This window comes from Streptomyces noursei (assembly GCF_001646665.1).
Taxonomy (GTDB): Bacteria; Actinomycetota; Actinomycetes; order Streptomycetales; family Streptomycetaceae; genus Streptomyces; species Streptomyces lavendulocolor.
On sequence record NZ_LWBU01000279.1, the window covers coordinates 162,404 to 186,087 of the forward strand.

At 74.8% G+C, this 23,684-nt stretch carries 25 protein-coding genes and 1 pseudogene; 11 read left to right on the top strand and 15 right to left on the bottom strand.

Features of this window, described 5'->3' with window-relative positions; all coding sequences use genetic code 11:
• Positions 1–7: 7 nt before the first annotated feature.
• The 4 genes from A4V12_RS19435 to A4V12_RS19450 all read right to left on the bottom strand — a co-directional run bounded on the left by A4V12_RS19435 (position 8) and on the right by A4V12_RS19450 (position 2,263).
• Positions 8–397, bottom strand: coding sequence for an RNA-binding S4 domain-containing protein (locus A4V12_RS19435; RefSeq protein WP_064070632.1), 390 nt, complete (start codon positions 395–397; stop codon positions 8–10).
• Between the two features lie 144 nt (positions 398–541).
• Positions 542–1,042, bottom strand: a complete 501-nt coding sequence (locus tag A4V12_RS19440; RefSeq protein WP_064070633.1) for a hypothetical protein — start codon at positions 1,040–1,042, stop codon at positions 542–544.
• A gap of 204 nt (positions 1,043–1,246) precedes the next feature.
• Complete coding sequence (locus tag A4V12_RS19445; RefSeq protein WP_064070634.1) at positions 1,247–1,648, bottom strand: ACT domain-containing protein; 402 nt, start codon at positions 1,646–1,648, stop codon at positions 1,247–1,249.
• Positions 1,649–1,669: 21 nt separating this feature from the next.
• Positions 1,670–2,263: a CGNR zinc finger domain-containing protein gene (locus tag A4V12_RS19450; RefSeq protein ID WP_064070635.1), complete on the bottom strand. Its 594-nt coding sequence runs from the start codon at positions 2,261–2,263 to the stop codon at positions 1,670–1,672.
• Between the two features lie 87 nt (positions 2,264–2,350).
• Here A4V12_RS19450 and A4V12_RS19455 point away from each other — a divergent pair, with 87 nt between their 5' ends.
• Together A4V12_RS19455 and A4V12_RS19460 are read left to right on the top strand one after the other, a co-directional pair.
• Positions 2,351–2,770 (top strand): PadR family transcriptional regulator, encoded by a 420-nt coding sequence (locus A4V12_RS19455; protein ID WP_234372244.1) that lies wholly within the window; start codon positions 2,351–2,353, stop codon positions 2,768–2,770.
• On the top strand, positions 2,724–3,332 hold the full coding sequence (locus tag A4V12_RS19460) for a hypothetical protein (protein WP_064070637.1): 609 nt from the start codon (positions 2,724–2,726) through the stop codon (positions 3,330–3,332). Before A4V12_RS19455 ends, A4V12_RS19460 begins: the two co-directional genes overlap by 47 nt.
• Here the strand turns inward: A4V12_RS19460 and A4V12_RS19465 are convergent.
• Positions 3,325–3,567: a DUF397 domain-containing protein gene (locus tag A4V12_RS19465; protein ID WP_064070638.1), complete on the bottom strand. Its 243-nt coding sequence runs from the start codon at positions 3,565–3,567 to the stop codon at positions 3,325–3,327. The two genes, A4V12_RS19460 and A4V12_RS19465, sit on opposite strands and share 8 nt — an antisense overlap.
• Positions 3,568–3,727: 160 nt before the next feature.
• Between A4V12_RS19465 and A4V12_RS19470 the strand changes: the two genes are divergently transcribed.
• The 3 genes from A4V12_RS19470 to A4V12_RS19480 all read left to right on the top strand — a co-directional run bounded on the left by A4V12_RS19470 (position 3,728) and on the right by A4V12_RS19480 (position 7,418).
• Positions 3,728–4,225: a GNAT family N-acetyltransferase gene (locus A4V12_RS19470; protein ID WP_064070639.1), complete on the top strand. Its 498-nt coding sequence runs from the start codon at positions 3,728–3,730 to the stop codon at positions 4,223–4,225.
• A gap of 162 nt (positions 4,226–4,387) precedes the next feature.
• The gene (gene paaK, locus A4V12_RS19475; protein ID WP_064070640.1) at positions 4,388–5,680 is read left to right on the top strand and encodes a phenylacetate--CoA ligase PaaK; all 1,293 of its coding nucleotides are present in this window, start codon (positions 4,388–4,390) and stop codon (positions 5,678–5,680) included.
• Positions 5,681–5,780: 100 nt separating this feature from the next.
• Complete coding sequence (locus A4V12_RS19480) at positions 5,781–7,418, top strand: serine/threonine-protein kinase (protein ID WP_064070641.1); 1,638 nt, start codon at positions 5,781–5,783, stop codon at positions 7,416–7,418.
• A gap of 154 nt (positions 7,419–7,572) precedes the next feature.
• Here A4V12_RS19480 and A4V12_RS35330 read toward each other — a convergent pair.
• Positions 7,573–7,803 (bottom strand): annotated as a pseudogene (locus A4V12_RS35330) (helix-turn-helix domain-containing protein); the annotation flags it as partial.
• 199 nt (positions 7,804–8,002) lie between these two features.
• Positions 8,003–8,803, bottom strand: a complete 801-nt coding sequence (locus A4V12_RS19490) for a restriction endonuclease (protein WP_079137155.1) — start codon at positions 8,801–8,803, stop codon at positions 8,003–8,005.
• Positions 8,804–8,971: 168 nt separating this feature from the next.
• On the opposite strand from A4V12_RS19490, the gene A4V12_RS19495 reads away from it, so the two are divergent.
• Positions 8,972–10,063: a glutamate--cysteine ligase 2 gene (locus A4V12_RS19495; RefSeq protein ID WP_064070925.1), complete on the top strand. Its 1,092-nt coding sequence runs from the start codon at positions 8,972–8,974 to the stop codon at positions 10,061–10,063.
• 289 nt (positions 10,064–10,352) lie between these two features.
• On the opposite strand, the gene A4V12_RS19500 is transcribed toward A4V12_RS19495, so the two are convergent.
• Complete coding sequence (locus A4V12_RS19500) at positions 10,353–11,513, bottom strand: calcium:proton antiporter (protein WP_079137156.1); 1,161 nt, start codon at positions 11,511–11,513, stop codon at positions 10,353–10,355.
• Between the two features lie 371 nt (positions 11,514–11,884).
• Between A4V12_RS19500 and A4V12_RS19505 the strand changes: the two genes are divergently transcribed.
• The 3 genes from A4V12_RS19505 (at position 11,885) to A4V12_RS37600 (ending at position 14,587) form a co-directional block, all read left to right on the top strand.
• Positions 11,885–13,648, top strand: a complete 1,764-nt coding sequence (locus A4V12_RS19505) for a serine hydrolase (protein ID WP_064070927.1) — start codon at positions 11,885–11,887, stop codon at positions 13,646–13,648.
• An 85-nt stretch (positions 13,649–13,733) separates the two neighbouring features.
• A complete protein-coding gene (locus A4V12_RS19510) occupies positions 13,734–13,928 on the top strand; it encodes an antitoxin (protein WP_064070643.1) in 195 nt (64 codons plus the stop codon).
• Between the two features lie 482 nt (positions 13,929–14,410).
• A complete protein-coding gene (locus A4V12_RS37600) occupies positions 14,411–14,587 on the top strand; it encodes a hypothetical protein (protein ID WP_159028900.1) in 177 nt (58 codons plus the stop codon).
• Positions 14,588–14,698: 111 nt separating this feature from the next.
• Here A4V12_RS37600 and A4V12_RS19515 read toward each other — a convergent pair whose 3' ends face one another.
• The 6 genes from A4V12_RS19515 to A4V12_RS19540 all read right to left on the bottom strand — a co-directional run bounded on the left by A4V12_RS19515 (position 14,699) and on the right by A4V12_RS19540 (position 20,564).
• Positions 14,699–16,243, bottom strand: a complete 1,545-nt coding sequence (locus A4V12_RS19515) for a phytoene desaturase family protein (protein WP_064070644.1) — start codon at positions 16,241–16,243, stop codon at positions 14,699–14,701.
• On the bottom strand, positions 16,240–18,684 hold the full coding sequence (locus A4V12_RS19520; protein ID WP_064070645.1) for a serine/threonine-protein kinase: 2,445 nt from the start codon (positions 18,682–18,684) through the stop codon (positions 16,240–16,242). The genes A4V12_RS19515 and A4V12_RS19520 overlap by 4 nt, the downstream gene beginning before the upstream one ends.
• A 304-nt stretch (positions 18,685–18,988) precedes the next feature.
• Positions 18,989–19,405: a CBS domain-containing protein gene (locus A4V12_RS19525; protein ID WP_064070646.1), complete on the bottom strand. Its 417-nt coding sequence runs from the start codon at positions 19,403–19,405 to the stop codon at positions 18,989–18,991.
• A gap of 14 nt (positions 19,406–19,419) precedes the next feature.
• Positions 19,420–19,671 carry a DUF6480 family protein gene (locus A4V12_RS19530; RefSeq protein WP_064070647.1) on the bottom strand — a complete coding sequence of 84 codons (252 nt, stop codon included), beginning with the start codon at positions 19,669–19,671 and terminating at the stop codon, positions 19,420–19,422.
• Between the two features lie 28 nt (positions 19,672–19,699).
• Entirely contained in the window at positions 19,700–19,921 is a 222-nt protein-coding gene (locus A4V12_RS19535; protein WP_234372245.1) for a CDGSH iron-sulfur domain-containing protein, read from the bottom strand.
• Entirely contained in the window at positions 19,905–20,564 is a 660-nt protein-coding gene (locus A4V12_RS19540; RefSeq protein ID WP_064070649.1) for a HemK2/MTQ2 family protein methyltransferase, read from the bottom strand. Before A4V12_RS19540 ends, A4V12_RS19535 begins: the two co-directional genes overlap by 17 nt.
• Before the next feature lie 63 nt (positions 20,565–20,627).
• Here A4V12_RS19540 and A4V12_RS19545 point away from each other — a divergent pair, with 63 nt between their 5' ends.
• Both A4V12_RS19545 and A4V12_RS19550 read left to right on the top strand, forming a co-directional pair.
• Entirely contained in the window at positions 20,628–22,175 is a 1,548-nt protein-coding gene (locus A4V12_RS19545) for an FAD-dependent oxidoreductase (protein WP_064070650.1), read from the top strand.
• On the top strand, positions 22,172–23,326 hold the full coding sequence (locus A4V12_RS19550; protein ID WP_064070651.1) for an iron-containing redox enzyme family protein: 1,155 nt from the start codon (positions 22,172–22,174) through the stop codon (positions 23,324–23,326). Before A4V12_RS19545 ends, A4V12_RS19550 begins: the two co-directional genes overlap by 4 nt.
• A 105-nt stretch (positions 23,327–23,431) precedes the next feature.
• On the opposite strand, the gene A4V12_RS19555 is transcribed toward A4V12_RS19550, so the two are convergent.
• A complete protein-coding gene (locus A4V12_RS19555; protein WP_064070652.1) occupies positions 23,432–23,632 on the bottom strand; it encodes a hypothetical protein in 201 nt (66 codons plus the stop codon).
• Between the last annotated feature and the right edge of the window lie 52 nt (positions 23,633–23,684).

Below are 23,684 nucleotides of genomic sequence, written 5' to 3' on the forward strand. Positions count from 1 at the left end.
TACGGGGTCAGGACGGGCGGATGCCGCGGAGCTGGTCCAGTTCGCGGCGTTCCCGCTTGGTGGGGCGGCCGGCCCCGCGGTCGCGGACGCCCGCCAGGGCGACGTGCTCGCGGGGCGGCGGGGGCGGGCTGTCGTCGGTGTAGGCCTCGGCGGCGACGGGCGCGCCGACCCGCTTGGTGAGCACCTGCCGCACCGTGACGATGCGCTCGCGGCCGGCGTGGAACAGCCGGACCTCGTCGCCGGGCTTCACGGGCTGGGCGGGCTTGGCACGGTCGCCGTTGACGCGGACGTGCCCGGCCCGGCAGGCGGTGGCGGCCTGCGAGCGCGTCTTGGTGAGCCGTACGGCCCAGATCCAGCTGTCCACCCGGGCGGTCGGGTTCCCCTCGTGCGTTGCCATGGACCCGACTCTAATCCGCGCGGGCGCGCGTGCGGGAACACATTTCCGCCCGCGCGGGCGGGCCGTGCGGGCGGGGAGGGCGCCGGGGGCCGGGGGCCGGGGCTGCGCCGGCGGGCGGGGCGGGCGGGGGCGCGCCGGGCGGTGTCAGCCCTGCTGGAACAGCTCCGCGGGCAGCGGCTTGAGCAGCGCGTACAGGTCGTCGGTGATGGGGCGGTCCCAGCTGGCGATGGTCACCAGCACGTTGTCGCTGCGGTCGAACTGCACGCAGGAGATCCGGCTCTCCGAAAGCTTCAGCCGGCGCACGATGAGCAGGTTGTCCCCCTGCATGACCGGTACGTCCTCGGTCTCGACGACCTCGACCGGCTCGTCGTTCTCCAGCGCCGCGAGCAGCTGGGCGACCTCGAAGGGGATCTGGCCCTCCGCGAGCTCCCGGGCCGGGGAGCCCTCGGGGAGGTTGCCGATGATCATCGCGGGACCGCGGCCGCCGAACAGGTCGTACCGCAGGAAGACGCCCTGGCACGTGCCGTCGGGGGCGGGGAGCAGACCGGCGCCGAGATTGCCGGGCCAGTCGCCCGGGTCCATGGCCAGGACGTCGAAGTCCGGGCCCGCGGGTGTGGCGGCGCTGCGGCGGCGGAGGAAGGACATGCCGCCATGGTACGTGTCCGGCGCCCGCCGCCGGCGCCCGGGCCCGCGCGCCCCGGACCCCGCCCCGACCGCCGGCGCGACTTCGGCGCGGCCCGTCGCGCGGGCCGCGGGGTGTCCGGGATTCACCGCTTCGGGCGATGCCCGGTGAACGGGGGAAACGGGCGAGCGGGCACCGGCGGTGAGGCGGCGGAGCGGGGCGGCCGGTCAGGCGGAGTCCTCGGCCAGGCGGCGGAGGGCCGTGAGCGCCTCGCCCGCCCGCGCGTGCTCGACGAACAGGTGGTCGTGGTGGAAGCCGGCGACGACGTTGCAGCTCAGTCCCGCGTCGGCGAGTTGCCGGGCGACGGCGGCGGTCAGGCCGACGGCGTCGAGCGCGGAGTGGACGCGCAGGGTGATCCATCCCGCCACGTAGTCGTACGGGAGTGAGGCCGTGTCCGCCTCCTCCTGCGGGATGACGAGGGTCAGGCCCTCGGACTCGGCGACGGTGACGACCGGGTGCAGCCCGGGCGGGACGGCGGTGCCCTCGACGCTCACGAAGACGAAGCGTCCCCGGTTGAGCTCGGGCCGCATGCCGGCGACCAGCCGGGTGAGATCACGCTCTGCGCTCATGACTCCAGCCTAGGCGTGTCGTCAGGCACGGTGGCGGTCGTGGTGGCGGGCGACACGGGCGCGATTGCCGCAGGAGGGCTTGCACCACTCCTGGCGCGGGTGCTCCTTGAGGAAGTACCGCACGCAGCGCGGGGCGTGGCAGGCGCGCAGCCGGGCGAGGTCCGGTCCGGCGAGGAACGCGATGGCGTCGCGGGCGAGGGCGGCGCACAGCGCGTCCCGGGGGGAGGCGGGACCGGCGGGGCGCCACCCGGCCGCCGGTGCCGCCGCTCCTTCGGACCAGGTGAGGTGCGGTACGGCGGGAGCGGCGGCGGCCGCTTCGTTGAGACGGCCAAGTGCCGTCTCCCCCGGCGGCGGCTCGGAGCCGTCGGGGCGGGGGCTGCCCGGGACCGCCCGGGCGAACAGCGCCCGGACGGCTGCGCGCAGCACGCGGACCGCCTCGGCGGTGCCGGCATCGGCGGTGAACCGGGCCGCGTCCGGTACGGCCGGGAGGGCGGCGGCGCGCTCACGGACCCATTCCGTGAGGCCCTCGGGATCCCGCAGGTCGTCGGCGACACCGCCGTGGCCGTCGTGGCGGACGGTGAGGGCGAGGTCGAGGGCGAGCGGGTGTGCGGCCATACGGCTCACGGTAGCGCCCCGAGGGATCATTACCGTACGCCGCAAGTGTCTTGCGGGGCATGACAATGCGGGACTATCATGTGCCGCATGACAAAGGAGCCGACGGCTGCCGGTGACCAGCGGCGCAGTCAGCTGCTGCGGGGAGTGCTGGATCTCTGCCTGCTGTCGCTGATCGCCGACCGGCCCCGCTACGGCTACGAGTTCGTGGAGGCGCTCGACGCCGGCGGGCTGGAGCTCGTCAGCGAGGGCAGCATCTATCCGCTGCTCGCGCGGATGGAGCGGGCGGGGCTCGTCGAGTCGTACCGCGCTCCGTCCTCCGCGGGCGGGGCGCCGCGCAAGTACTACCGGCTGACCGGGGGCGGCCGCGCCGAGCTGGCGCACGGCCGAGCCGTCTGGGGGGACTTCACCGCCCAGGTCGGCCGCGTCCTGTCACCACAGGAGAAGACGGGGGAACCGGACGATGACCGACGACCGCACAACGACCACGACGACCACGACGACCGATGAGCGGGTACTGGCGATCTGCCGGGCCAACTGGGAGTACCGCGGCATCGACGACGCCACCGTCCGGGAGATGCTCGCCGAGCTGGCGGCACACCTGGAGGACGCCGGGGCGGCGGGACGGGGCCCGAGGGAGGTGGTCGGCGACGACGTCAAGGCGTTCGCCGCGTCCTGGGCGCGGGCCCGGCAACCGCTGCGCCGCAGGGCGGCGCGGCTCGCGGCCCTGGTGCCCGCCATGGTGGGCCTGCTGATGCTCTTCTCCCACCTGCTGTGGCGCACCACCGCGCTGCCCGTCACCGCGGGCCGGCTCGCACTGATCGCCGCCATCGCCGCGGTCACGGTGACCGTGGAGCTGCGCAGCGGGAGGCTGGGGCTGCGGAAGAACTGGCTGGTGGGCGCCGTCGTCGGCCTGCCGGTCGCGCTGGTGGCCGACCGGCTGGCCGGCGACGGGCCGCTGTTCGCCCTGCCGCTGTGGGTCACGCTCCTGCTGATAGCGCCCGGAGCCGCCTGCGCCGTCGTGGACGCCCGGACCCGGCGGCGCGCGGAGCGGGGCGTCACCGTCAGGTGAGGTCGAACTCCCCTTCCCTCGCGTTGAGCACGAAGGCGCGCCACTCGGCGGGGGTGAAGATCAGCGACGGGCTCTCCGGGCGACCGCCGTTGCGCATCGCGATGAAGCCCTCGACGAAGGCGATCTGGACGTCGCCCGCTCCCTGGCTGCCCGACCGCCAGTCGGCGTTGCTGAGGTCGAGATCCGGCTTCTCCCAGCCTGCGAGCTGATGGTGGGTGGTGATGGTCTCCGCCACGTGCCTGCTCCTCCCGGTTCGTCGTCCGCGCTCAGACTAGTCATCAGGCCGGGCCGCGGACAGGGCGCGGCACGGGGCCGGACATGCGGGTGGCGTGCGGGAGAGGGTGGCGACCCGGTGCCGCTACCCGGAAGCACCGGTGCCGAGTAATACTCGTCGCATGACCTCGCCCATGACCCGACGCGGCCGCGCCGACCGATCCGGCGGGCCACCGGTGCGGATCAGGCGGGCGACGGCCCGGGACGCGAAACGGCTCACCTCCCTGGTGCGCACGTCGCGCGCGTACGAGGGGCCGTTCGCGCCGATGGTGGCCGGGTACCGGGTGGGGCCCGACTACATCGACGCCCACGAGGTCCACGTCGCCGCCGGCGAGGACGGGAGGGTCCTGGGGTTCTACGCGCTCGTCCTGTCCCCGCCGGAGCTGGACCTGATGTTCGTCGCCGATGCCGCCCAGGGACGGGGCGTCGGCCGCCTGCTCGTCGGGCACATGACGGAGCGGGCCCGGGCGGCCGGCGCGAGCGCCGTGCGGGTCGTCTCCCACCCGCCCGCCGAGGGCTTCTACCTCGGCATGGGCGCCCGGCGCGTCGGCACGGTGCGGGCCAACCCGCCGGCCGTGATGTGGGACCGGCCGGAGCTGGTGTTCACCATCGCCCCCTGACCGTCCGCGGGACCGCGACCGCAGGGCCTCAGGGGTGGCCACCTCACTGCCCACCCCTTGCGGTCGCGGCGGCGGGTGGGATTACGTGTCCACAGCGGTCGACCGAATGATCGGTCGACCGGGTCGGCGGCCGGATCCACGGAAGGAACGGGAGTGCGGCGGATGGCGGAGACCCTCGATGCCGGGGAGCGGATGAGCCGTACCGAGCTGGCGGCCCTTCAGGTGGAGCGCTTGCGGGCGACGCTCCACCACGCGTACGAGAACGTGGGGTTCCACCGACAGGCCTTCGACAAAGCCGGGCTGCGGCCGGAGGACTGCCGCACGCTCGGCGACCTGGCCCGCTTCCCGTTCACCACCAAGGCGGATCTGCGGGACAACTACCCCTTCGGGATGTTCGCCGTCGACCGGTCGCGGGTACGGCGGGTGCACGCGTCGAGCGGCACGACCGGTCTGCCCACCGTGGTCGGCTACACCGACCGCGACCTGGACACCTGGGCGGACGTGGTGGCCCGGTCGATACGCGCGGCCGGCGGCCGGGCCGGGCACACGGTGCACGTGGCATACGGGTACGGGCTGTTCACGGGCGGTCTGGGCGCGCACTACGGCGCCGAGCGGCTCGGCTGCACGGTCGTGCCGGCCTCGGGCGGGATGACGGCACGTCAGGTGCGGCTGATCCAGGACTTCCGGCCCGAGATCATCATGGTGACGCCGTCGTACATGCTGACGCTGCTGGACGAGTTCGAACGGCAGGGCGTCGATCCGCGGTCCACCTCCCTGAAGGTCGGCATCTTCGGCGCCGAGCCGTGGACGGAGGAGATGCGGCGGGAGATCGAGGAACGGTTCGCCATCGACGCCGTGGACATATACGGCCTCTCGGAGGTGATGGGCCCGGGCGTCGCCCAGGAGTGCGTGGAGACGAAGGACGGGCTCCACATCTGGGCGGACCACTTCTACCCGGAGGTCGTCGACCCCCTCACGGGAGAGGTGCTGCCCGACGGCGAGCAGGGCGAACTGGTGTTCACCTCGCTCACCAAGGAGGCCATGCCCGTCGTCCGGTACCGGACGCGCGACCTGACCCGGCTGCTGCCAGGGACGGCGCGCCCGGCGTTCCGGCGGATGGAGAAGGTCACCGGGCGCAGCGACGACATGGTGATCCTGCGGGGCGTCAACCTCTTCCCCACCCAGATCGAGGAGATCGTGCTCCGTACGCCGGGGCTCGCGCCGCACTTCCAGCTCCGGCTCACCCGGAACGGGCGCCTGGACGTCCTCACCGTGCGCGCCGAGGCCCGTGCGGACGCCACCCGCGAGGAGCGCGCGGAGGCGGCGCGGGTGGTCGCGGCGGCCGTCAAGGACGGCATCGGGGTGTCCGTGGGCGTGGAGGTGGTGGACCCGGAGACGCTGGAGCGTTCCGTGGGGAAGATCAAGCGCATCGTGGACCTCCGGGACGGGGGGTGAAGGGGACAACGCGGCAGGCCGGACGGGCCGGCACCGCCGGCCGCGCACCGGTGGGCGGACCCGGCGACGGGCACCTGTCGCACCGGTGCATGATGGGCGCATGAAGAACGACGGGGGACGGCACGAAGAGCCGACGAGCTATGAACTGCCACCGCCGGTCCCGGCGGCGCGGGAGCCGGAAGGGTCCGCACAACGCCCGCACGGGGCCGGGACGGCGGATGCCGCCGGGCCGCAGGCCGGTCCGGGGAGCGGCGCGGGGCGGCTGATCGGCGGCCGCTACCGGCTGCTGGAGCGCCTGGGTTCGGGCGGCATGGGCACCGTGTGGCGCGCCCGCGACGAGGTGGTGGACCGCGATGTGGCGGTCAAGGAGCCCCGGGTCCCGGAGCACTTCACCGACGCGGAGCGCCGGACCGCGTACCTGCGCATGCAGCGGGAGGCGCGCGCCGCCGCGCGGATCGACCACCCCTCGGTGGTCGCCATCCACGACGTGGTGACCGAGGGCGACAGCCCGTGGATCGTGATGGAGCTGCTGCGCGGCAGTTCCCTCGCCGAGGTGCTGGACGAGGGCACCGTGTCCCCGCAGGAGGCCGCCCGGATCGGCGTCGCGGTGCTCGGCGCCCTGACCGCCGCGCACGAGGCGGGGGTGCTGCACCGGGACGTGAAGCCCGGCAACGTGATGGTCGGCCGTCACGACCGTGTCGTCCTCACGGACTTCGGCATCGCGCAGATGGAGGGCGAGCAGCGGCTCACCGAGACCGGGGGCTTCGTCGGCTCCCCCGAGTACATCGCCCCCGAGCGGGTGCTGGGGCGCCGTCCCGGTCCGGAGTCGGACCTGTGGTCGCTCGGGGTGATGCTCTACCAGGCCGTCGAGGGCGTGTCGCCGTTCCGGCGGCAGACCACGCCGTCGACCCTCCAGGCCATCCTCCTCGCCGAACTGCCGCCGCCGCAGCACTCGGCGGAGCTGACCGGGGTCGTCACCGGTCTGCTGCGCAAGGAGCCGGAGACCAGGCTCACCGCCCAGGCGGCACTGCCCATGCTGCGTGCCGCCGCCGACCCGCTCCCCCGGCCGGCCGCCCCCGCCCCGGCCCCGGGAGGTCACGAGGGGCAGGGTGGTCCGGCGGCGCCGCAGCCGTCCGGCACTCTCGCACGCCGCCTCCTGCGTCCGCTGCCGCTGGCCGCCGTCGCGGCCCTGGTGGTGGCCCTGCTGGTCGCCCTGGTGCTCCCGTTCGGGGGCGACGACGTGCCGGACGGGTGGAAGCGCTACGAGGAGTACCGGATGCGGGTCACCGTCGCCGCCCCGGCCGACTGGACGATCACCACGGTGGACGACGTCGACAGTTCGGACGGCGCCTACCTCGGCACCCGCTACACCTCGCCCAGGGGCGAGCTGACGCTGCTCGTCGACAAGAAGGAGAAGACCACCGAGACCGCGCCGGCGACGGCCCGGCGCTGGGAGCAGGAGTACGAGACGGCCACCCCGCCGACCGGTGGGACCACCGCCGTGGCGACCGTCCTGCCCACCACCGAACAGGGGCGGGACGCCGCCGTCCTCACCGTGGAGTACAACAAGGACGAGGACGGTGCTCCCCGGCGTCTGTCCAAGACCCTCGTCGTGGTCAACTCGCGCCAGGAACGGGTCACCCTCGGCGTCGACGTACCGGCCGGGAAGTCGGCGGACGCGACCGCGGGCGACCTGCTGGACAAGGCCCGCTCGCAGTTCCGGACCGGCGACCAGTAGGGACGGCCCGCGGCGCCCGGACGCGGTGCGCCGCGAGCCGTACCGGCGCGGGGCGGTGCGGTCCGGTGCGGCGGTGGACGACGCGCCCGGTCGGGTGCGCCGCGACCCGTCCCGTCCGGCCGGTGCGGCGGTGCCAAGCGGCGGCCGGCGGCGGTCAGCCGCGCATGGCGTCGTCGGCCCGGGCGCTGCTGAAGGTGCGCCGGTAGGCGTCGGGCGGTACGCCCACGCTGCGGTGGAAGTGCCGGCGCAGCGTGGTGGCGGTGCCCATGCCGGTCGCCGCGGCGATGGCGTCGACGGTGTCGTCGGTGGTCTCGAGCAGTTCCTGCGCCCGGTGGACGCGCTGGGTCGGCAGCCGGCGCAGCGGCGTGGTGCCGGTGACAGGCCGTCGGCGACCTCACGGCCCCGGACGCAGCCCCGCCGGTGGCGGTCGTTCGAGTTCGTGGATCCGGAGTCCGGCGAGCGCCTGGCCGGGACGGACGCGGAGCCGGGGGCCCGGACGGAGGAGAGGTCCGAGGGGGCGCCGCCGTCCGCGGTGCGCTGAGGTCCGCCGCCGGCGGCGTCCGGGGATGCCGCCGGCCGGCGGCTCAGCAGCCGGCCCCCTGGAGGGGCGCCTGGAGCCAGGGCGCCGGGCCGGTGCCGTCCGTCCAGGCGTCGAGGCCCGGGCCGTCGACGCAGAGGATGCCGCACTGGGCGGCGTACTGGGCGGCCGGCTCGGTGAACTCGCTGGTGGTCACGACGGCGGCGACATGCGCCTCGTGCACGGCGAAGCAGGTGCCGCCGAAGCGCTGGAGGTCCTGGGAACCGACCTTGTTGTCGGGTCCGTACGCCTTGCACTGGATGACGACGCGCCGCCCGTCGGGCGCGGTGGCCACCACGTCGGCGCCCAGGTCGCCCGCGCCGCCGACCACCTCGACGTCCAGGCAGCCGTCCCGTACGCAGAGGTCCGCGACGGCCTGTTCGAACGCGTCCGCGTCCAGGGCCGTGTAGTCCACGTGGACGGCCGGCTCCTCGACCAGGTCCTCGACCAGGTCGTCGGCCACGTACGCGGCCGGCTCCCCGGCCGCCTCCGTGACCGTCGCCACCGCTCCCACCGGCTCCGCGGTCACGGGCGGGACGGCCCGCGGGCGGCGCCTGCCCGCGGCGCGGACCAGGACCCAGGACACCAGCAGCCCGCCCGCGACGGCCAGCACGGCGGCGGGCACGTCGGCGGTGTCCCCCATGGCGGCCCGCGCCATCACGGCCGTACCGCACAGGAGGATCGCCACCAGGCCGAAGCCCAGCGTCACCTCGCGGAGACGGAGGCCCGGGCGGCGGGCCCCGGCCGCGCGGGCGGCGGGGCGGCGGAGCGTCCGGTCCGTGCGCGGCCTGCGGACGGGTATCGCCATCAGCGGGCTCCCTTCTCGTCCCTCGTACGCCGACGATCTTGTTCTGCCCGTATGCCCCGTCCGGGCGCTCTCGCACACCTGTCCAGGTCGGGGCGGGTGTGCGGCCGATGCGTGAGGGTTCGGATCGGGGGCAGACGACGGTCATTCCGCAAGAGAGGCAGGACGATGGTGCGCAGCGTGGGTGTCGAGGAGGAGCTCCTTCTGGTGGACGGCCGGAGCGGGGAGCCGAGGGCCCTGTCGACGGCCGTCCTGGCGGCCGTGGCCCGGGACCCGCAGGGCAACGACGAGGTGTTCGAGAGCGAACTGCAGCGCCAGCAGCTGGAGTTCGCCACGCGCCCGCAGACCGACATGGGTGAGCTGGGCGACGAGATCCGGCGGTGGCGGGCGGAGGCCGCGCGGCACGCGGAGGGGCTGGACGCGGCGGTCGCCGCGCTCGCCACGTCACCGCTGCCGGTCTCCCCCACCATCGGTACCGGCGAGCGCCACCAGTGGCTCAAGGAGCACTTCGGCCTCACCGCGCAGGAGCAGCTGACCTCCGGCTGCCACGTGCACGTGTCGGTGGAGTCGGACGAGGAGGGCGTGGCGGTCCTGGACCGCATCCGGCCGTGGCTGCCGGTGCTGCTGGCGATGAGCGCGAACTCGCCGTTCTGGCAGGGCGAGGAGAGCGGGTACGCCAGCTACCGCAACCGGGTCTGGGGGCGGTGGCCGTCGGCCGGACCGGTGGAGATCTTCGGGTCCGCCGACCGCTACCACGAGCAGGTCGCCGACATGGTGGCCAGCGGGGTCCTGCGGGACGAGGGCATGATCTACTTCGACGCCCGGCTGTCCCACTCCTACCCGACGGTGGAGATCCGGGTGGCGGACGTCTGCCTCGATCCGTCGACCACGGTGCTGCTGGCGACGCTGGTGCGCGCCCTGGTGGAGACGGCGGCGCGGCAGTGGCGGGACGGTGAGCCGCCCGCGCGGCACGGTGTCGCGCTGCTGCGGCTGGCCGCCTGGCGGGCGGCGCGGTCGGGGCTGGAGGACCAGCTGATCCACCCGGTGACGATGCGGCCGGCGCCGGCCGAGGCGGTGGTGCGGGCTCTGTTCGACCACGTCAGGGACGCCCTGGAGGAGAGCGGCGACGTGCTGCCCGCACAGGAGGCGCTGGCCGGGCTGCTGAAGACGGGCACCGGTTCGCGGATCCAGCGCGAACTGCTGCAACGGACCGGGAGCCTGCGCGAGGTGGTCGCCGAGTGCGTCCGCCTGACCCGGGGCTGACGGCTCCGGCCCGGCCGGGCGGGGCCGGTGCGCGACGGCCGGTTGACAGGCCGGTCACGGGGGTGGGCGGCTGACCGGGCGACGGACGGGCCTGCGGCTCGGGCCTCTCGGAAGGCGCCTTGCTCCTCCGCACCCGCTCGCGCCACCCTCCCCCGTCGTTCCCGTTGACCCCGGGGCAGCTCTGCGGCTGCCCCGGGTTTCGTCATGTGCGGCCGCGGTGTTCACCCAGGCGCACGGACAGCCGGACTCGGTGACCCGTCCCGCGTCCGTCGCGTCAGGGGGTTGAGGATCAGGGGCTGAAGGAGAGGAACACGAAGGCGGCGAACAGCACCAGGTGCACGCCGCCCTGGAGGAGGGTGGCTCGTCCGGGCACCACGGTCAGGGCGCTGACCGCCGCGGTGAGCGTGAGCAGCGCCAGGTGGAGCGGTCCCAGTCCGAGGACCAGGGGTCCGGACAGCCAGACGGAGGCGAGCGCGATGGCCGGGATGGTCAGGCCGATGCTGGCGATGGCGGAGCCGTACGCCAGGTTGAGGCTGGTCTGCACCCGGTCGCGGCGGGCTGCGCGGACCGCCGCCAGGGTCTCGGGCAGCAGCACCATGAGGGCGATGACGACGCCGACGACCGCCTTGGGCAGGCCGGCGGACTCGACGCCGTCCTCGATGGCGGGCGAGATCAGTTTGGCGTTGCCGACGACGGCGACCAGGGCGAGCACCAGGAGCGCGAGGCTGCCCCAGGTCTCCCTCGGGGTGGGGGGCGGGGCGTGCTCGTCGTCCCCGGGTGCTTCCTGCCCCTCGCGGGCGACGGGCAGGAAGTAGTCGCGGTGGCGGACGGTCTGCACGGCGACGAAGAGTCCGTACAGGCAGAGGGAGGCGACGGCGGCGAAGGCGAGCTGTACGCCGGTGAACTCGGGGCCCGGCTGGCTGGTGGTGAAGCTGGGCAGCACCAGTGTCATGGCCGCCAGGGTGATGACGGTGGCCAGCGCCCCGCCCGAGCCCTCGGCGTTGAAGACGGCGACGCGTCTGCGGAGGGCGGCGACGAGGAGGGACAGGCCGACGATGCCGTTGCAGGTGATCATGACGGCGGCGAAGACGGTGTCCCGGGCGTACGTGGAGGCCTTGTCCCCGCCGTCCGCCATCAGCATCACGATGAGCCCGACCTCGATGACGGTCACGGCGACGGCGAGGACGAGCGACCCGAAGGGCTCACCGACGCGGTGGGCGACGACCTCGGCGTGGTGCACGGCCGACAGGACGGAGCCGATCAGGCAGAGGCCGACGACGGCGACGACCGGGCCGGGCAGGTCGCGCCCCCACCCGATGCCCAGGACGAGCACGGCGACCACCGGCACCCACGTCGTCCATTGGCGGGCGAGCGGCGTCCGGCCGGGTTCCGCCCCTTGGCCGCCCGTGCCGGTGTCCGTGTCGGCGCCCGCGCCCGTGCCGGTACTCATGCCGCCACGCTGCCAGAGCGTGCGCGGCCCCGCGCGGCGGAGCCGCCCGAACCGGGTACGGCACGGACCCCCGCCCGGCCCGGGGGCTGGGGGCGCCGCGGCCGCCCGGGCCGCCTGGGGACGTACGCACCGGTGCCGGACGGAGCGGCGTCATGGGAGTGGCGCGGCGGCAGGATCGGTGACAAGGGGTTCCCCATTGGACTGATGAGGTGTCAGATTCTTTGTGGGCGGCCGGTTCTTGACGCCACGGAGGGCCGGTAAGAAAGTTTCACCTGGTGCGTGTGATGCCGAAGGAATCTTTCAGGACGGTGCGGAGAGGTTCGGGTGCGTCCGGCCCGAGGAGGGGGAGCGTGGTGGGACTGACGGAGGGGATGAGCCGTCGCCGGTTCGGCGGCGGCATGCTGACCCTGGGAGGTGCGCTGGTGATCGGTTCTGTTCCGGGGGCCGCGGCGGCTGCCGTCGGCAGTACGGCGGGTGGGGGCCGGCCCACCCTGCGGCTGGGCTCCCCCGAGCGGGCCGGGCTGCTGCCCGAGCACCTGGACCGGCTGGTGGCCGACGCCGAGCGGTTCCTGAGCCCCTCCCCCAGGCACCCGTGGTTCGCCGGCGCGGTGCTGCTGGCGGGCCGGGGGGCCACGGTGGCACTGCACCGGGCGATCGGGCACGCGGTGCGCTACTCGGCGTACGACGAGGAGACCGACACGGGCGTGGAGCTGCCGCCGGAGCGGCGGATCGCGATGGCCGACGACACCGTGTTCGACCTGGCGTCGGTCTCGAAGCTGTTCACCGCGATCCTGGCGGTGCAGCAGATCGAGCGCGGCGCGCTGGACCTGGAGGAAAGGGTCACGGCGTACCTGCCGGAGTTCGGGGGCGGCGGCAAGCAGGACATCACGGTCCGCCAGCTGCTCACGCACACCTCCGGGCTCCGGGCGTGGATCCCGCTGTACAAGGAGCCGACACGGGAGGGGAAGCTGCGGCTGCTGTGGCAGGAGGCACCGGCGAGTCCGCCCGGCACGCGTTACCTCTACTCCGATCTCAACCTGATCGCCTTGCAGCTGATCCTGGAGGAGATCACCGGCCACTCCCTGGACGCACTGCTCCGCAACGAGATCACCGCTCCGCTCGGGATGCACCGCACGCGCTTCAACCCTCCCGCCTCCTGGAGACCGAAGATCGCCGCCACCGAGGACGCCCGGCCGCCCTGGTCGGGCCTCGACCGCGGCCTGGTGTGGGGCGAGGTCCACGACGAGAACGCCCACGCCTTCGGGGGCGTCGCCGGCCACGCCGGCGTCTTCTCCTGCGCCTGGGACCTCGCCGTTCTCGCCCGTACGCTGCTCAACGGCGGCGTCTACGGGCACGCCCGCATCCTGGAGCCGAAGTCGGTGCGGCTGATGTTCACCGACTTCAACACCGCCTTCCCCGGCGACGAGCACGGCCTCGGCTTCGAGCTGTACCAGCACTGGTACATGGGCGCCATGGCCACCCCGCACACCGCGGGGCACACCGGCTTCACCGGCACCAGCCTGGTGATCGACCCCACCACCGACGCGTTCCTGGTCGTCCTCGGCAACTCGGTCCACCCCGTGCGCAGTTGGCGCTCCGGCTCCGCGCCGCGCGTGGCCGCCGCCAACCACCTGGCCCGCGCCGTTCCCGTACGCCCCGCGCGCGGCCGGACCGCCTGGTACGCGGGCATGGCCCCGGACACGGCGGCCACCCTCACCCTGCCGGACCTGACGCCCGCCTCGCCGCGCCCTCGGCTGCGCTGCTCCCTGTGGTGGGACACCGAGCCGGTCTCGGACGGCCTGTTCCTGGAGGCCTCCGGCGACGCGGGCGCGACGTGGCAACCGGTGCCGTTCGTCACCGAAGGGCCCGGGCAGGCACCCCGCAACCGCCCGGACGGAAGGGTGAGCGGGTGGTCAGGGCGGGCCTGGCACCGGCTGGAGGCCGACCTGTCCGCGTGGCGGCGCACACCCGTCCGGCTGCGCTGGCGGTACGTGACCGACCGGCTGTACGTCGGGCGCGGGGTGTACGTGGACGGCATCCGGGTGCAGGACGGCTCCCGGACCCTGTTCGACGAGACACGGCCGGTGGACGGGGCCCGGGTCGAGGCACGGGGGTGGACCGCCTCGGCGGACTGACGGCCCGGACGGCCGGGGATGCGGGTTGCGCACGGGCGGGCGAAACTGGGGGGGCGGGGGGTCACTCGGCGAGGAGGACGACCCTATGTCCGTGATGGACAAGCTCAAGAACATGCTCAAGGGCCACGAGGACAAGGCCGGCAAGGGAATCGACAGGGGCGGTGACTACGTCGACGACAAGACCCGGGGCAAGTACACCGGTCAGGTCGACACCGCGCAGGACCGGGCGAGGGAGCGGTTCGGCAGCGACCCCAACCAGGACCCGCCGACCCGGACCTGACCCGCCCGCGTCACGCCCGGCCCCGGGACCGTGTCACACCACGGCCCCGGGGCCGCGGCATGCCCGGGGGCTGTTGCCCGCCCGGGCAGTGGCATGCCGGGCCGGGGGCGGTGGGCGCGGCGGGCGCTCTGCCGCCCGTGCGGACATGCGCGGCCGGGGCGCCGGCCCCCGTGTCGATGCGACCGGCCGGGGCGCCGGGTCGGCGGGCGTACGTGCCGGTCGGCGGTGACGGCCGGATCGACCGCGGCGCGTGGCCGCGGCGCCGGCCGAGCCGTGCGGGTGGCGCGCCGACGTCTCGGCCGACCGGCCTGCTGTGCACGCGGTCGCGCGCAGGGGGTGGCCGGGAGCCGGCGGAGTGGTCGGCCGTGGGGGCGCGTACGGCGGGGTGGGCGGGAGGCACCACCCGCCCGCGCGACTCGACGTGCGGTCGGGCGGTGGCTGATGAACAGTCGTGTCGAGTCCCCAACTCGAAGGAGAAACTCATGCTTCGGCGCATCTCGCTCGTTCTCGCCGGTCTGCTCGCCGTCGGCTTCATGGCCGCCGCCCCCGCCGCCGCCCACGGCTCGGACGTGGAAGGCTGCTGGGGTTCCGGCGGTCACGTCAAGGCCGGCGACGTGAAGGTCAAGCACTTCGACGCCACCTGCTGGGACGTCGGCTGACCCACGAGCCACACCCGGATGGGCGCCCTCGCGGCGCCCATCCGTGTGTCCGGGCCCGGGCGGCCGGATCCGGTCCCGCCGGGTGGGGCCGCCGCCCGGGGCCACCCGGTGTCAGCGGCCCAGCACCGCCATGGCGGCGTTGTGGCCGGGGATTCCGCTGACACCGCCTCCCCGCACCGCGCCCGCACCGCACAGCAGCACGTTGGCGTGCGCGGTCTCCACGCCCCAGCGGCCGGTGGCGTCGGTGGCGTACGGCCAGGCGAGGTCGCCGTGGAAGATGTGACCGCCGGGCAGCCGGAGGTCCCGCTCCAGGTCGAGCGGGGTCCTGGCCTCGATGCACGGCCGGCCGTCCGCGTCGGTGGCGAGGCAGTCGGCGAGCGGTTCGTCCAGGTGGGCGTCGAGTTCGGCGACGGTGGCCGCCAGGAGCGCGGCACGGGCGGCGTCGTTGCCGGAGGTGAAGAGCCGGGCCGGGGTGTGCAGGCCGAAGAGCGTGAGGGTCTGGAAGCCGCGGGCGGCCAGGTCCGGTCCGAGGATCGACGGATCGCTCAGCGAGTGGCAGTAGATCTCGGAGGGCGGCGCGCTCGGCAGCCGGCCGGTCGCCGCCTCCCGGTAGGCGGTCGCCAGCCGGGTGTACCCCTCGGAGACGTGGAACGTCCCGGCGAACGCGTCGCGCGGGTCGACGCCGTGGTCCTTCAGCCGGGGCAGCCGCTTCAGCAGCATGTTGACCTTCAGTTGGGCACCCTCGACGGGCGGCGGCGCGGGGTCGCCCAGCAGCGCGGCCAGTGCGTGCGGCGAGGCGCCGACCAGGACGTGCCGGGCGGCGACCGTGCCCTCCGCGCCGCTCGTGCGGAAGGCGACCTCGGCGGCCCGGCCGTCCGTCCGGATCCGCACCGCCTCGTGACCGGTGCGCAGGTCGGCACCGGCCGAGCGCGCCGCGTCCGCCAGGGCGCCGGTGAGGGCGCCCATGCCGCCGACCGGCACGTTCCACTCCCCCGTGCCGCCGCCGATCACGTGGTACAGGAAGCAGCGGTTCTGGACGAGCGACGGGTCGTGGGCGTCGGCGAACGTCCCGATCAGCGCGTCGGTGAGCACCACGCCCCGTACCAGGTCGTCGTCGAAGTGCTCCTCGATCGCGACGCCGACGGGCTCCTCGAAGAGCCTCCGCCAGGCGTCGTCGTCCGCGACGCGGGCCCGCAGTTCCTCGCGGGCCGGAAGCGGCTCGGTGAGGGTGGGGAAGACCCGCTCGGCGACGCGCCCGGTCATCGCGTAGAACCGCTGCCGCGCCGCGTACTCGGCGTCCGATCCGGTGAGCGCGGCGAACGACTCGCGAGTGCCCGCGCCGCCCACCAGCAGGCCCGTGGCCCGGCCGCGGCGCTCGGCCGGCGTGTACGAGGAGACGGTGCGCCGCGCGACGGCGAACCGCAGGCCCAGGTCGCGCACGATCTTCCGCGGCAGCAGCGACACCAGGTAGGAGTAGCGGGACAGCCGGGCGTCGACCCCGGGGAAGGGCCGGGTGGAGACGGCGGCCCCGCCCGTGTCCGGCAGGCGTTCCAGGACGAGGACGGAACGCCCGGCCCGGGCGAGGTAGGCGGCGGCGACCAGTCCGTTGTGGCCACCGCCGACGATGACGGCGTCGTACGAGCGCTGTACGGTCATGGCCCTTCGTAGCACGCGTCCGCGCCGGCCTTCCAGTGCCCGCCGTCCCGGCCGCGCAGCTCGGCGACCCGCCGGTACAGCTCGACGGCCTCGGTGCGCCGTCCGAGCTGCTGCAGGCAGTGGGCCTCGTCGCCGCGGCTGGCCAGGGCGTCCGGATGGGTGGCGCCCAGCACCCGGTCCCGGGCCTCGGCGACCCGCTCGTACGCGGCGAGCGCCTCCGCCCACAGGCCGAGCCAGCCGAGCGCCACGGCGACCTCCCGGCAGCTGACCAGGGTGTCGGGATGGTCGGGGCCCAGGACGCGTTCGCGGATCGCGCACACGTCCCGCGCCTCGACGAGCGCGTCCTGCCAGCGGCGGAGCCGGCCCAGGTTGACGCCCAGGCCGTGCCGGGCGCGCAGGGTCTCCGGGTGGTCCGGGCCGTGCACCCGGGTGCGGGTGGCCACGAGGTCGCGGTACAGCTCCAGCGCCTCGTCGCCGCGCCCGAGCCTGCCCAGCGCTATCCCGGCCTCATGGCGGGCGGCGAGCGTGTCGGGGTGGTCCGGGCCGAGGGCGCGGGCGCGGGCCGAGGCGACCTCCCGGTAGGTGCGCAGCGCCTCCGTCCAGCGGTCCAGCTGCCCGAGCGTGTACGCCACCTCGTACCGCGTCACGAGGGTGTCGGGGTGCTCGGGCCCCAGCAGGCGGGCGCGCGCGGCGGCCACGTCGCACGCCGTCCGGTACGCCTCCTCCCGGCGCCCGAGGCGGCCGAGGGTGCACGCCAGGTTGTGGCGGCAGCGCAGCGTGTCGGGATGGTCGGCGCCCATGGTGCGGGTGCGGGCGTCGAGGACGGAGGTGTACACCCGGTGCGCCTCGGCGTGACGCCCGAGCCGGCCCAGGACGAACGCCATCTCCTGGCGGGCGGCGAGGGTGTCGGGGTGGTCGGGGCCGAGCGCGCGGGCACGGCCCTCGGCGACGCGCCCGAACTCGCGCAGCGCGTCGGTGTCCCGGCCGGTCCTGGTGAGCGCGAACCCGGCCTCGTAACGGCTGGTGAGCGTGTCGGGATGATCCGGGCCCAGGGCGTGCTCCCGCTCGGCGGCGACCGATCGGTGCACCTTGCCCGCCTCGTCCCAGCGGCCCAGCCGGCCGAGGCTGAGCCCCGCGCTGTGCCTGCCGTCGAGGTGGGCGACGACCCGGGGCGCGGGAACGTGGACCCGCCCCGGCACCGGGCGGTCGGTGCCGGTGAGGTCCGTGCGGGGGCGGTCGGTGCGGGGCAGGTCCGTGCCGGGCCAGTCGGTGGCGGGGCGGTCGGGGCCGGTGAGGTCCGTGCGGGAACGGTCCGTACGGGCGCGGTCCGCCCTGGGCCAGTCGGTGGCCGGCGGGTCGTCGCCGGGCCGGGCGGGGCCGGGCGCGTCCGTACCGGGGCGGTCGGTGGCGGGCTCGTGGGCGGGGGGCGTCCACGCGCCGGTGAGGCCGGCCGCCGGGTCGGGCGGCGGGGCGGTGTACGGCAGCAGGGTGCCGACCGCCTTGTGACCGGTGGTCATGCCTCGGGTCCAGGGCGGCAGGTGGGGGGCGCGGGGCGCGAGCGGGAAGGGGGCGGGGAACACGGCGGCCGGGGCCGGGCGGGCGGCGATGATACGGCGTCGCAGGTCGGTGGCGTCGGTGGGCCGGCCGTCGGGCGTCTTGGCAAGCAGGTCGAGCACCGCCCGCTCGAAGAACTCGGGCAGTTCCGCCCGGTGGTTGCGCAGCGGCTCGGGCGGGGTGTCGCGGTGGCCCACGAGTATCCCCCAGGCGTCGTCCAGGTCGAAGGGCGGGACGCCGGTGGCGATCTCGTACAGGACGCAGCCGAGGGAGTACAGGTCGCTGCGGTGGTCGACGTGACCGCCGCTGATCTGCTCGGGCGACATGTAGTGCGGGGTGCCCATGGCGATGCCGGTGCCGGTGAGGCGGGCGGTGAAGCCGATGTCGGCGCCGAGCCGGGCGATCCCGAAGTCGCAGATCTTCACCGTGCCGTCGTCGAGCCGCATGATGTTGGCGGGCTTCAGGTCGCGGTGCACGACGCCCTGCCGGTGGGTGTGGGCGAGGGCGTCGGCCACCTGCTCGGCGATGTCCACCACGACGTGGACGGGCAGCGGGTGCTGCTGGTTGTCCTCCAGGAGCTGGCTGAGGTTGCGGCCCTCCAGGAGCTCCATGACGAGGAAGAGCAGTCCGTCGGACTCCCCGAAGTCGTGGACGACCGTGACGCCCCGGTGCTGGAGCGCCGCCGCGACGCGCGCCTCGCGGCGGAACCGCTCGCGCAGCACGGTGCCGAAGTTCCGGTCCTGTTGCGGTCCCAGCGGTTTGAGGCACTTGACCGCGACGCGGCGGCCGAGCGCCTCGTCGGTGGCGCGCCACACCTCGCCCATGCCGCCGCGTCCGATCAACTCCTCCAGCCGGTACCGCCCCTGGAGCAGCCTGGTGTCCCCCATCGCGTGCCATCGCCCCCGTCGTGTCCCCGTCGATCCGCCCGTCGCCCCCGCCACGCCCCTCCCCGGCCCGTCCAGTATGGCGGTCCGGCCGCGCGGTGTGTACGGGGTCGGGCGGGTGTCGCGCCCCTGATCCGGTGACGGTTCGGGCGCCGTGACGGGGCGTGAGGTGTCTCGGTGACGGGAGGGGAAGCAGCGCAGCGGGGTGCCGGTCCACGATCACCGGGTGGCGTACGGGCAAGCACGGCGACCGCCCCGGACCACGGGGGCGCGGGGCGGCGGCGGGCGGGGCCGGGAGGAGGCGAGGTCAGTCGGTGGAGAGTGCCTCCAGCAGGTCGCCGACCTGGGGGTCCGGCAGGGCGCGGGCGACGTCCGCCTGGGCGATCATGCCGACCAGGCGGTGGTCGTCGATCACCGGGAGCCTGCGCACCTTGTGCTCGGTCATCCTGCGCAGCACCAGCTGGGCGTCGTCGTCCGCGTCGACGTAGACGACTCCGCCCTGGGCGAGCTCACCGGCCGTGGTCGTCGCGGGGTCCTTGCCGGCGCCCAGCGCCTTCACCACGATGTCGCGGTCGGTCAGCATGCCCTTGAGCTTGTCGTCGGATCCGCAGATCGGCATCGCGCCGACCCCGAGCTGTTTCATCATCTCGGCGGCCTGGAGGACGGTGTCGCCCTCACCGACGCAGTCGACACCCGCGGTCATCAGCTGCCGTGCGGTTGTCATGCCTCCTGCTCCCTTCAGAGTGCGATCATCAGTGCCATCGCGGCGAACAGCGCCGCCACGAGCACCACGACCAGCAGGATCAGCACCATGGGTGCCTTGGCCCAGCCGGTCGGCGGGTTGTGCGTCTCCCTCGGCCCGGCCCCGGGCATGCTCGACTCCCCGGGCGGGGTCTCCCCCGGCGGGACTCCCCCGCCGGGTTCGAGGCCCGGGGTGCGGTCCGGATCGGGGTCCGGGTTCGGGTCGGGATCGGGGTTCGCGTGGCTCATGCCGTACGAGTACGCAGGCCGGCGCCTTTCAATCCTCCCCGCGGGTCCGGCGCCGGTGGCTGGTGTCGCACCACGGGTAGCGGCGGCTGCGGCGGCAGGTGCACAGCGCGACCATGAAGCGGTCGGAGCGCGCCGTCGTACCGTCCGGCATCCGGACCTCGACGGGCCCGTCGATCAGGACCGGGCCCTCCGGGTCGATCGTCACCCGTCGGGCGGAACGCTCGGCCGCGGGTTCAGTTTCGTTGCGCACGGATCACCACCAGGTCCTCCTTGCGCTCGTCGGGTCCTATCAGCCCCCGCTGCTCCAGCCACTCCGCGTGCCGCGCCATCACCGGCCCGAAGGGGATCCTGGCCCGCAGTTCGACGCGCGCCGACAAGCCGCCGTCCTCCAGTTGCCCCAGCGTGGCGTCCACTCCGGACAGCGCCGACTGGACCAGCAGCAGGACGCCCGACTCCCGCAGCAGGTGCGGCACGCGTGCGCAGAGCCGGTCCAGGACCTGACGGCCGTCCACGCCCGCGTTCCAGGTGCGCACCTCGCCGCGCCGCACCGGGCCCGGGGACAGGACGTAGGGCGGGTTGGACAGGATCAGGTCGAACCGGCACCCCTCGACGGGTTCCGTCAGGTCGCCGTGCCGGACGACGACCGGCAGCCGGCGGCGCCGGGCGTTGTAGCGCGCGGCGAGCACGGCGCGCCAGGAGATGTCGACGGCGGTCACCCGTGCGCCCGGGCACTCGGCGGCCATGAGGGCCAGCGCGCCGGTTCCGGTTCCGACGTCCAGGACCTCGACGCCGGGCTGGGCGCACAGCGTGCGGAGCTCGCTGCGCGCCGCCTGGGCGAGCAATTCCGTGTCCTCCTGGGGCGCGTACACGCCGCGCGGTCTGAGTAGACGCATGCACAGCGGGTACCTCGGTCTTCCCCGGCGAAACGCTGGTGATCGGTGTGTGAGGAGTGAGCGATGAGCTTTGAGTCCGGTTCCGGTTCGGGTTCTCTGTGGATGGAGTACGCCCCGGGCCCCACCCGTCCGGCCGTGGACGGCCCCGTCGAGACGGAGGTGGCCGTGGTGGGTGCCGGGATCGCCGGCATCTGCACGGCTTGGGAGCTCGCCCGCGCCGGGCACCAGGTGGTGCTGCTCGAGGCCGACCGCGTCGCGTCGGCCGTGACGGGCCACACCACGGCGAAGCTGTCGGCGCTGCACGGCATGGTGTACGCGGACATCGCCCGCATCCACGGCAAGCGAGCCGCCCGGCTGTACGCCCATTCGCAGCAGATCGCCGTCGACCGGGTGGCGGAGGTCAGCGACGAACTGGGCATCGACTGCGACCTGGAGCGGCTGCCGGCGTACTCGTACACCGTCGATCCCGCCAAGGAGGAGCAGGTGCGCCGGGAGGCGGAGGCGGCCCGGGAGGCCGGCCTGGACGCCTCGTACGTCACCGACGTGCCGCTGCCGTTCCCGGTGGTCGGCGCGGTCAGGGTGGAGAACCAGGCACAGTTCCACCCGCGCAAGTACCTGCTGGCCCTCGCGGCCGACCTGGAGGTGCTGGGCGGGCGGATCTTCGAGCGGACCCGGGTGACGCGGCTGAACGAGGGCTCCCCGTGCGAGCTGACGACGAGCACCGGGCACACCGTCACGGCGCGCGAGGTCGTCGTCGCCACCCACTACCCGGTGTTCGACCGGGCACTGCTGTTCACCCGGCTGGAGCCCAAGCGCGAGCTGGTGGTGGCCGGCCCGCTGCCGGCCGGGCAGGACCCGGGCGGGATGTTCCTGACGTGGGACGACAACACCCGTTCGGTGCGCACGGCGCCGCTCGGCGAGGACGGGCGGCGGATGCTGATCGTCACCGGTGAGAAGTTCACCCCCGGCACCGTCGGCGAGGGCGAGGTCGGCGAGCGCTACGGCAAGCTCTCCTCCTGGGCGCGCGAGCACTTCGGCGGCGTGGAGCTCACCCACCGCTGGGCGACGCAGGACAACGTCACGACGGACCACGTGCCGTACGTGGGACGGCTGCACGCCGGGTCGCGGCACGTGTACGTGGCCACCGGGTTCGCCGGCTGGGGCATGAGCAACGGCGTGATGGCCGGCGACCTCATCGCGTCCCGCATCCGGGGCAGGGAGCCCGCCTGGACCAGCCTGTACGACCCGGCCCGGCTGCACCCGGTGCGCGAGGCGCCCGCCATGCTGCGGCTCCAGGCGCAGGTGGGCAAGCACTTCATCGGTGACCGGCTGCCGGGTGCGCACGCCGACTCGACGGACGACATCCCGCGCGGCGGCGGGGCGGTCGTACGCGTCGGGGGGCGGCGGGTGGCGGTGCACCGGGACGACGCGGGCTCGCTGCACGGCGTGTCGGCGCGCTGCACCCACCTCGGGTGCATCGTCCACTTCAACGACGAGGAGTGCGCGTGGGAGTGCCCGTGCCACGGCTCGCGGTTCGACGTGGACGGCAAGGTGGTGCAGGGCCCGGCGGTACGGCCGCTGGAGCAGATGGACGTCGAGGAGGGCGAATGACGGAGACGGCTCCCCGGCCGCAGGCGCGCCCGGCGGCCCCGGGTGCGCGCGTGCCGGACGCTCCCCCGCAGGGTGCTCCGCTGCCGGGCGCTCCCCTCCCGCGGGAGCGGGGTCCCCTGTCGGCCGCGGTCCTGCGGGTCCTGCGGGGCGGGTCGGCGCCCGCGGTCGCCGTGGCGGGCGCCGACCCGCTGGGCGAGGACCTCCAGCTGGCGCTGTACCTGGCGTACGAACCCCACTACCGGACCCTGGAGGGCGTGGCCGACGAACGGGAGTGGGACCCGGCGCTGCTGGCGCTGCGCCGGCCGATGGAGCAGGCCTTCCTGGAGGCGCTGCGCGCGGCGGTGCCGGACGGCGACGACGTGACGGCGGCGCTGGAGCCGCTGCTGGTGGAACCGGTGGACGGGCACGGGGTGTCGCACCGCCTGATGCGGGAGGGCACCTGGGAGCTGATGCGGGAGTACCTGGTGCACCGCTCGCCGTACCAGCTCAAGGAGTCCGATCCGCAGGCGTGGCTGATCCCCCGCCTGGAAGGGCAGGCGAAGGCCTCCCTGGTGGCGGTGGCGTACGACGAGTTCGGCGGGGGCCGCGGCGAGCGGGTGCACGCGCGGCTGTTCGCCGACCTCATGGAGGGGGCGGGGCTGGACTCCTCGTACGGCCGCTACCTGGACCTCGTCCCCGCGGCGACCCTCGCCACGGTGAACGTGATGTCGCTGTTCGGGCTGCACCGGTCGCTGCGGGGCGCGGCGGCGGGGAACTTCGCGGTCATCGAGGTCACCTCGCCCCCGGGCGCCCGGCGGATGGCCAGGGCGCTGGAGAGGCTGGGGGCGCAGGAGCGGTGCGTCCGGTTCTTCACGGAGCACATCGAGGCGGACGCCGTCCACGAGCAGGTGATGCGCCGCGACGTGCTGGGCGACCTGCTGGACCGTGAACCGGGGCTGGCCGCGGACGTGGCGTTCGGCATCCGGGCGACGGTGTGGCTGGACGAGCGCTGGGAGGAGCAGGTGCTGGCGGCCTGGGACGACGGCCGGTCCTCGCTGCGCGGGCCCCTCGCGCCGGCCGGGCCGGTGGCGACCGATCGGGACGCGACCGGGGACGGAGCGACCGCGACCGGGGCGACCGGGTCGGACGCCGCGCGGCCGTCTACCGGGTGAGCCGGTCGCCGGGCCCCGGGTCCCGGCGGGGCGCGGGATGGGGCGGGCAGGGCTGCGGGCCGCGCGGCCGCCGGGGGCGGTCGCGCGGCCCGAGGGGTCGCAGGGTCAGGGGAGGAGCTCGTCGAGGGCGGCCTTGCCCTTCTCGGCCATCCTGCGTTCGGCCCAGGCGAGATTCTTCGGGTTGACGTCACGTCCTGAAGCGAGGACCAGGTCTTCGGCGTTGAATTCGCCCTCCGCACCGCTGTGCAGAAGCCTGTCGGGCGTGACGCCCTCTCGCTTGGAGGTCGAATCGGGCTCAGCGTTCATGCCGCCTCCTTGTTCGTCCTGCAGACATTGTCGTCGCCGGGTACCCGGATCG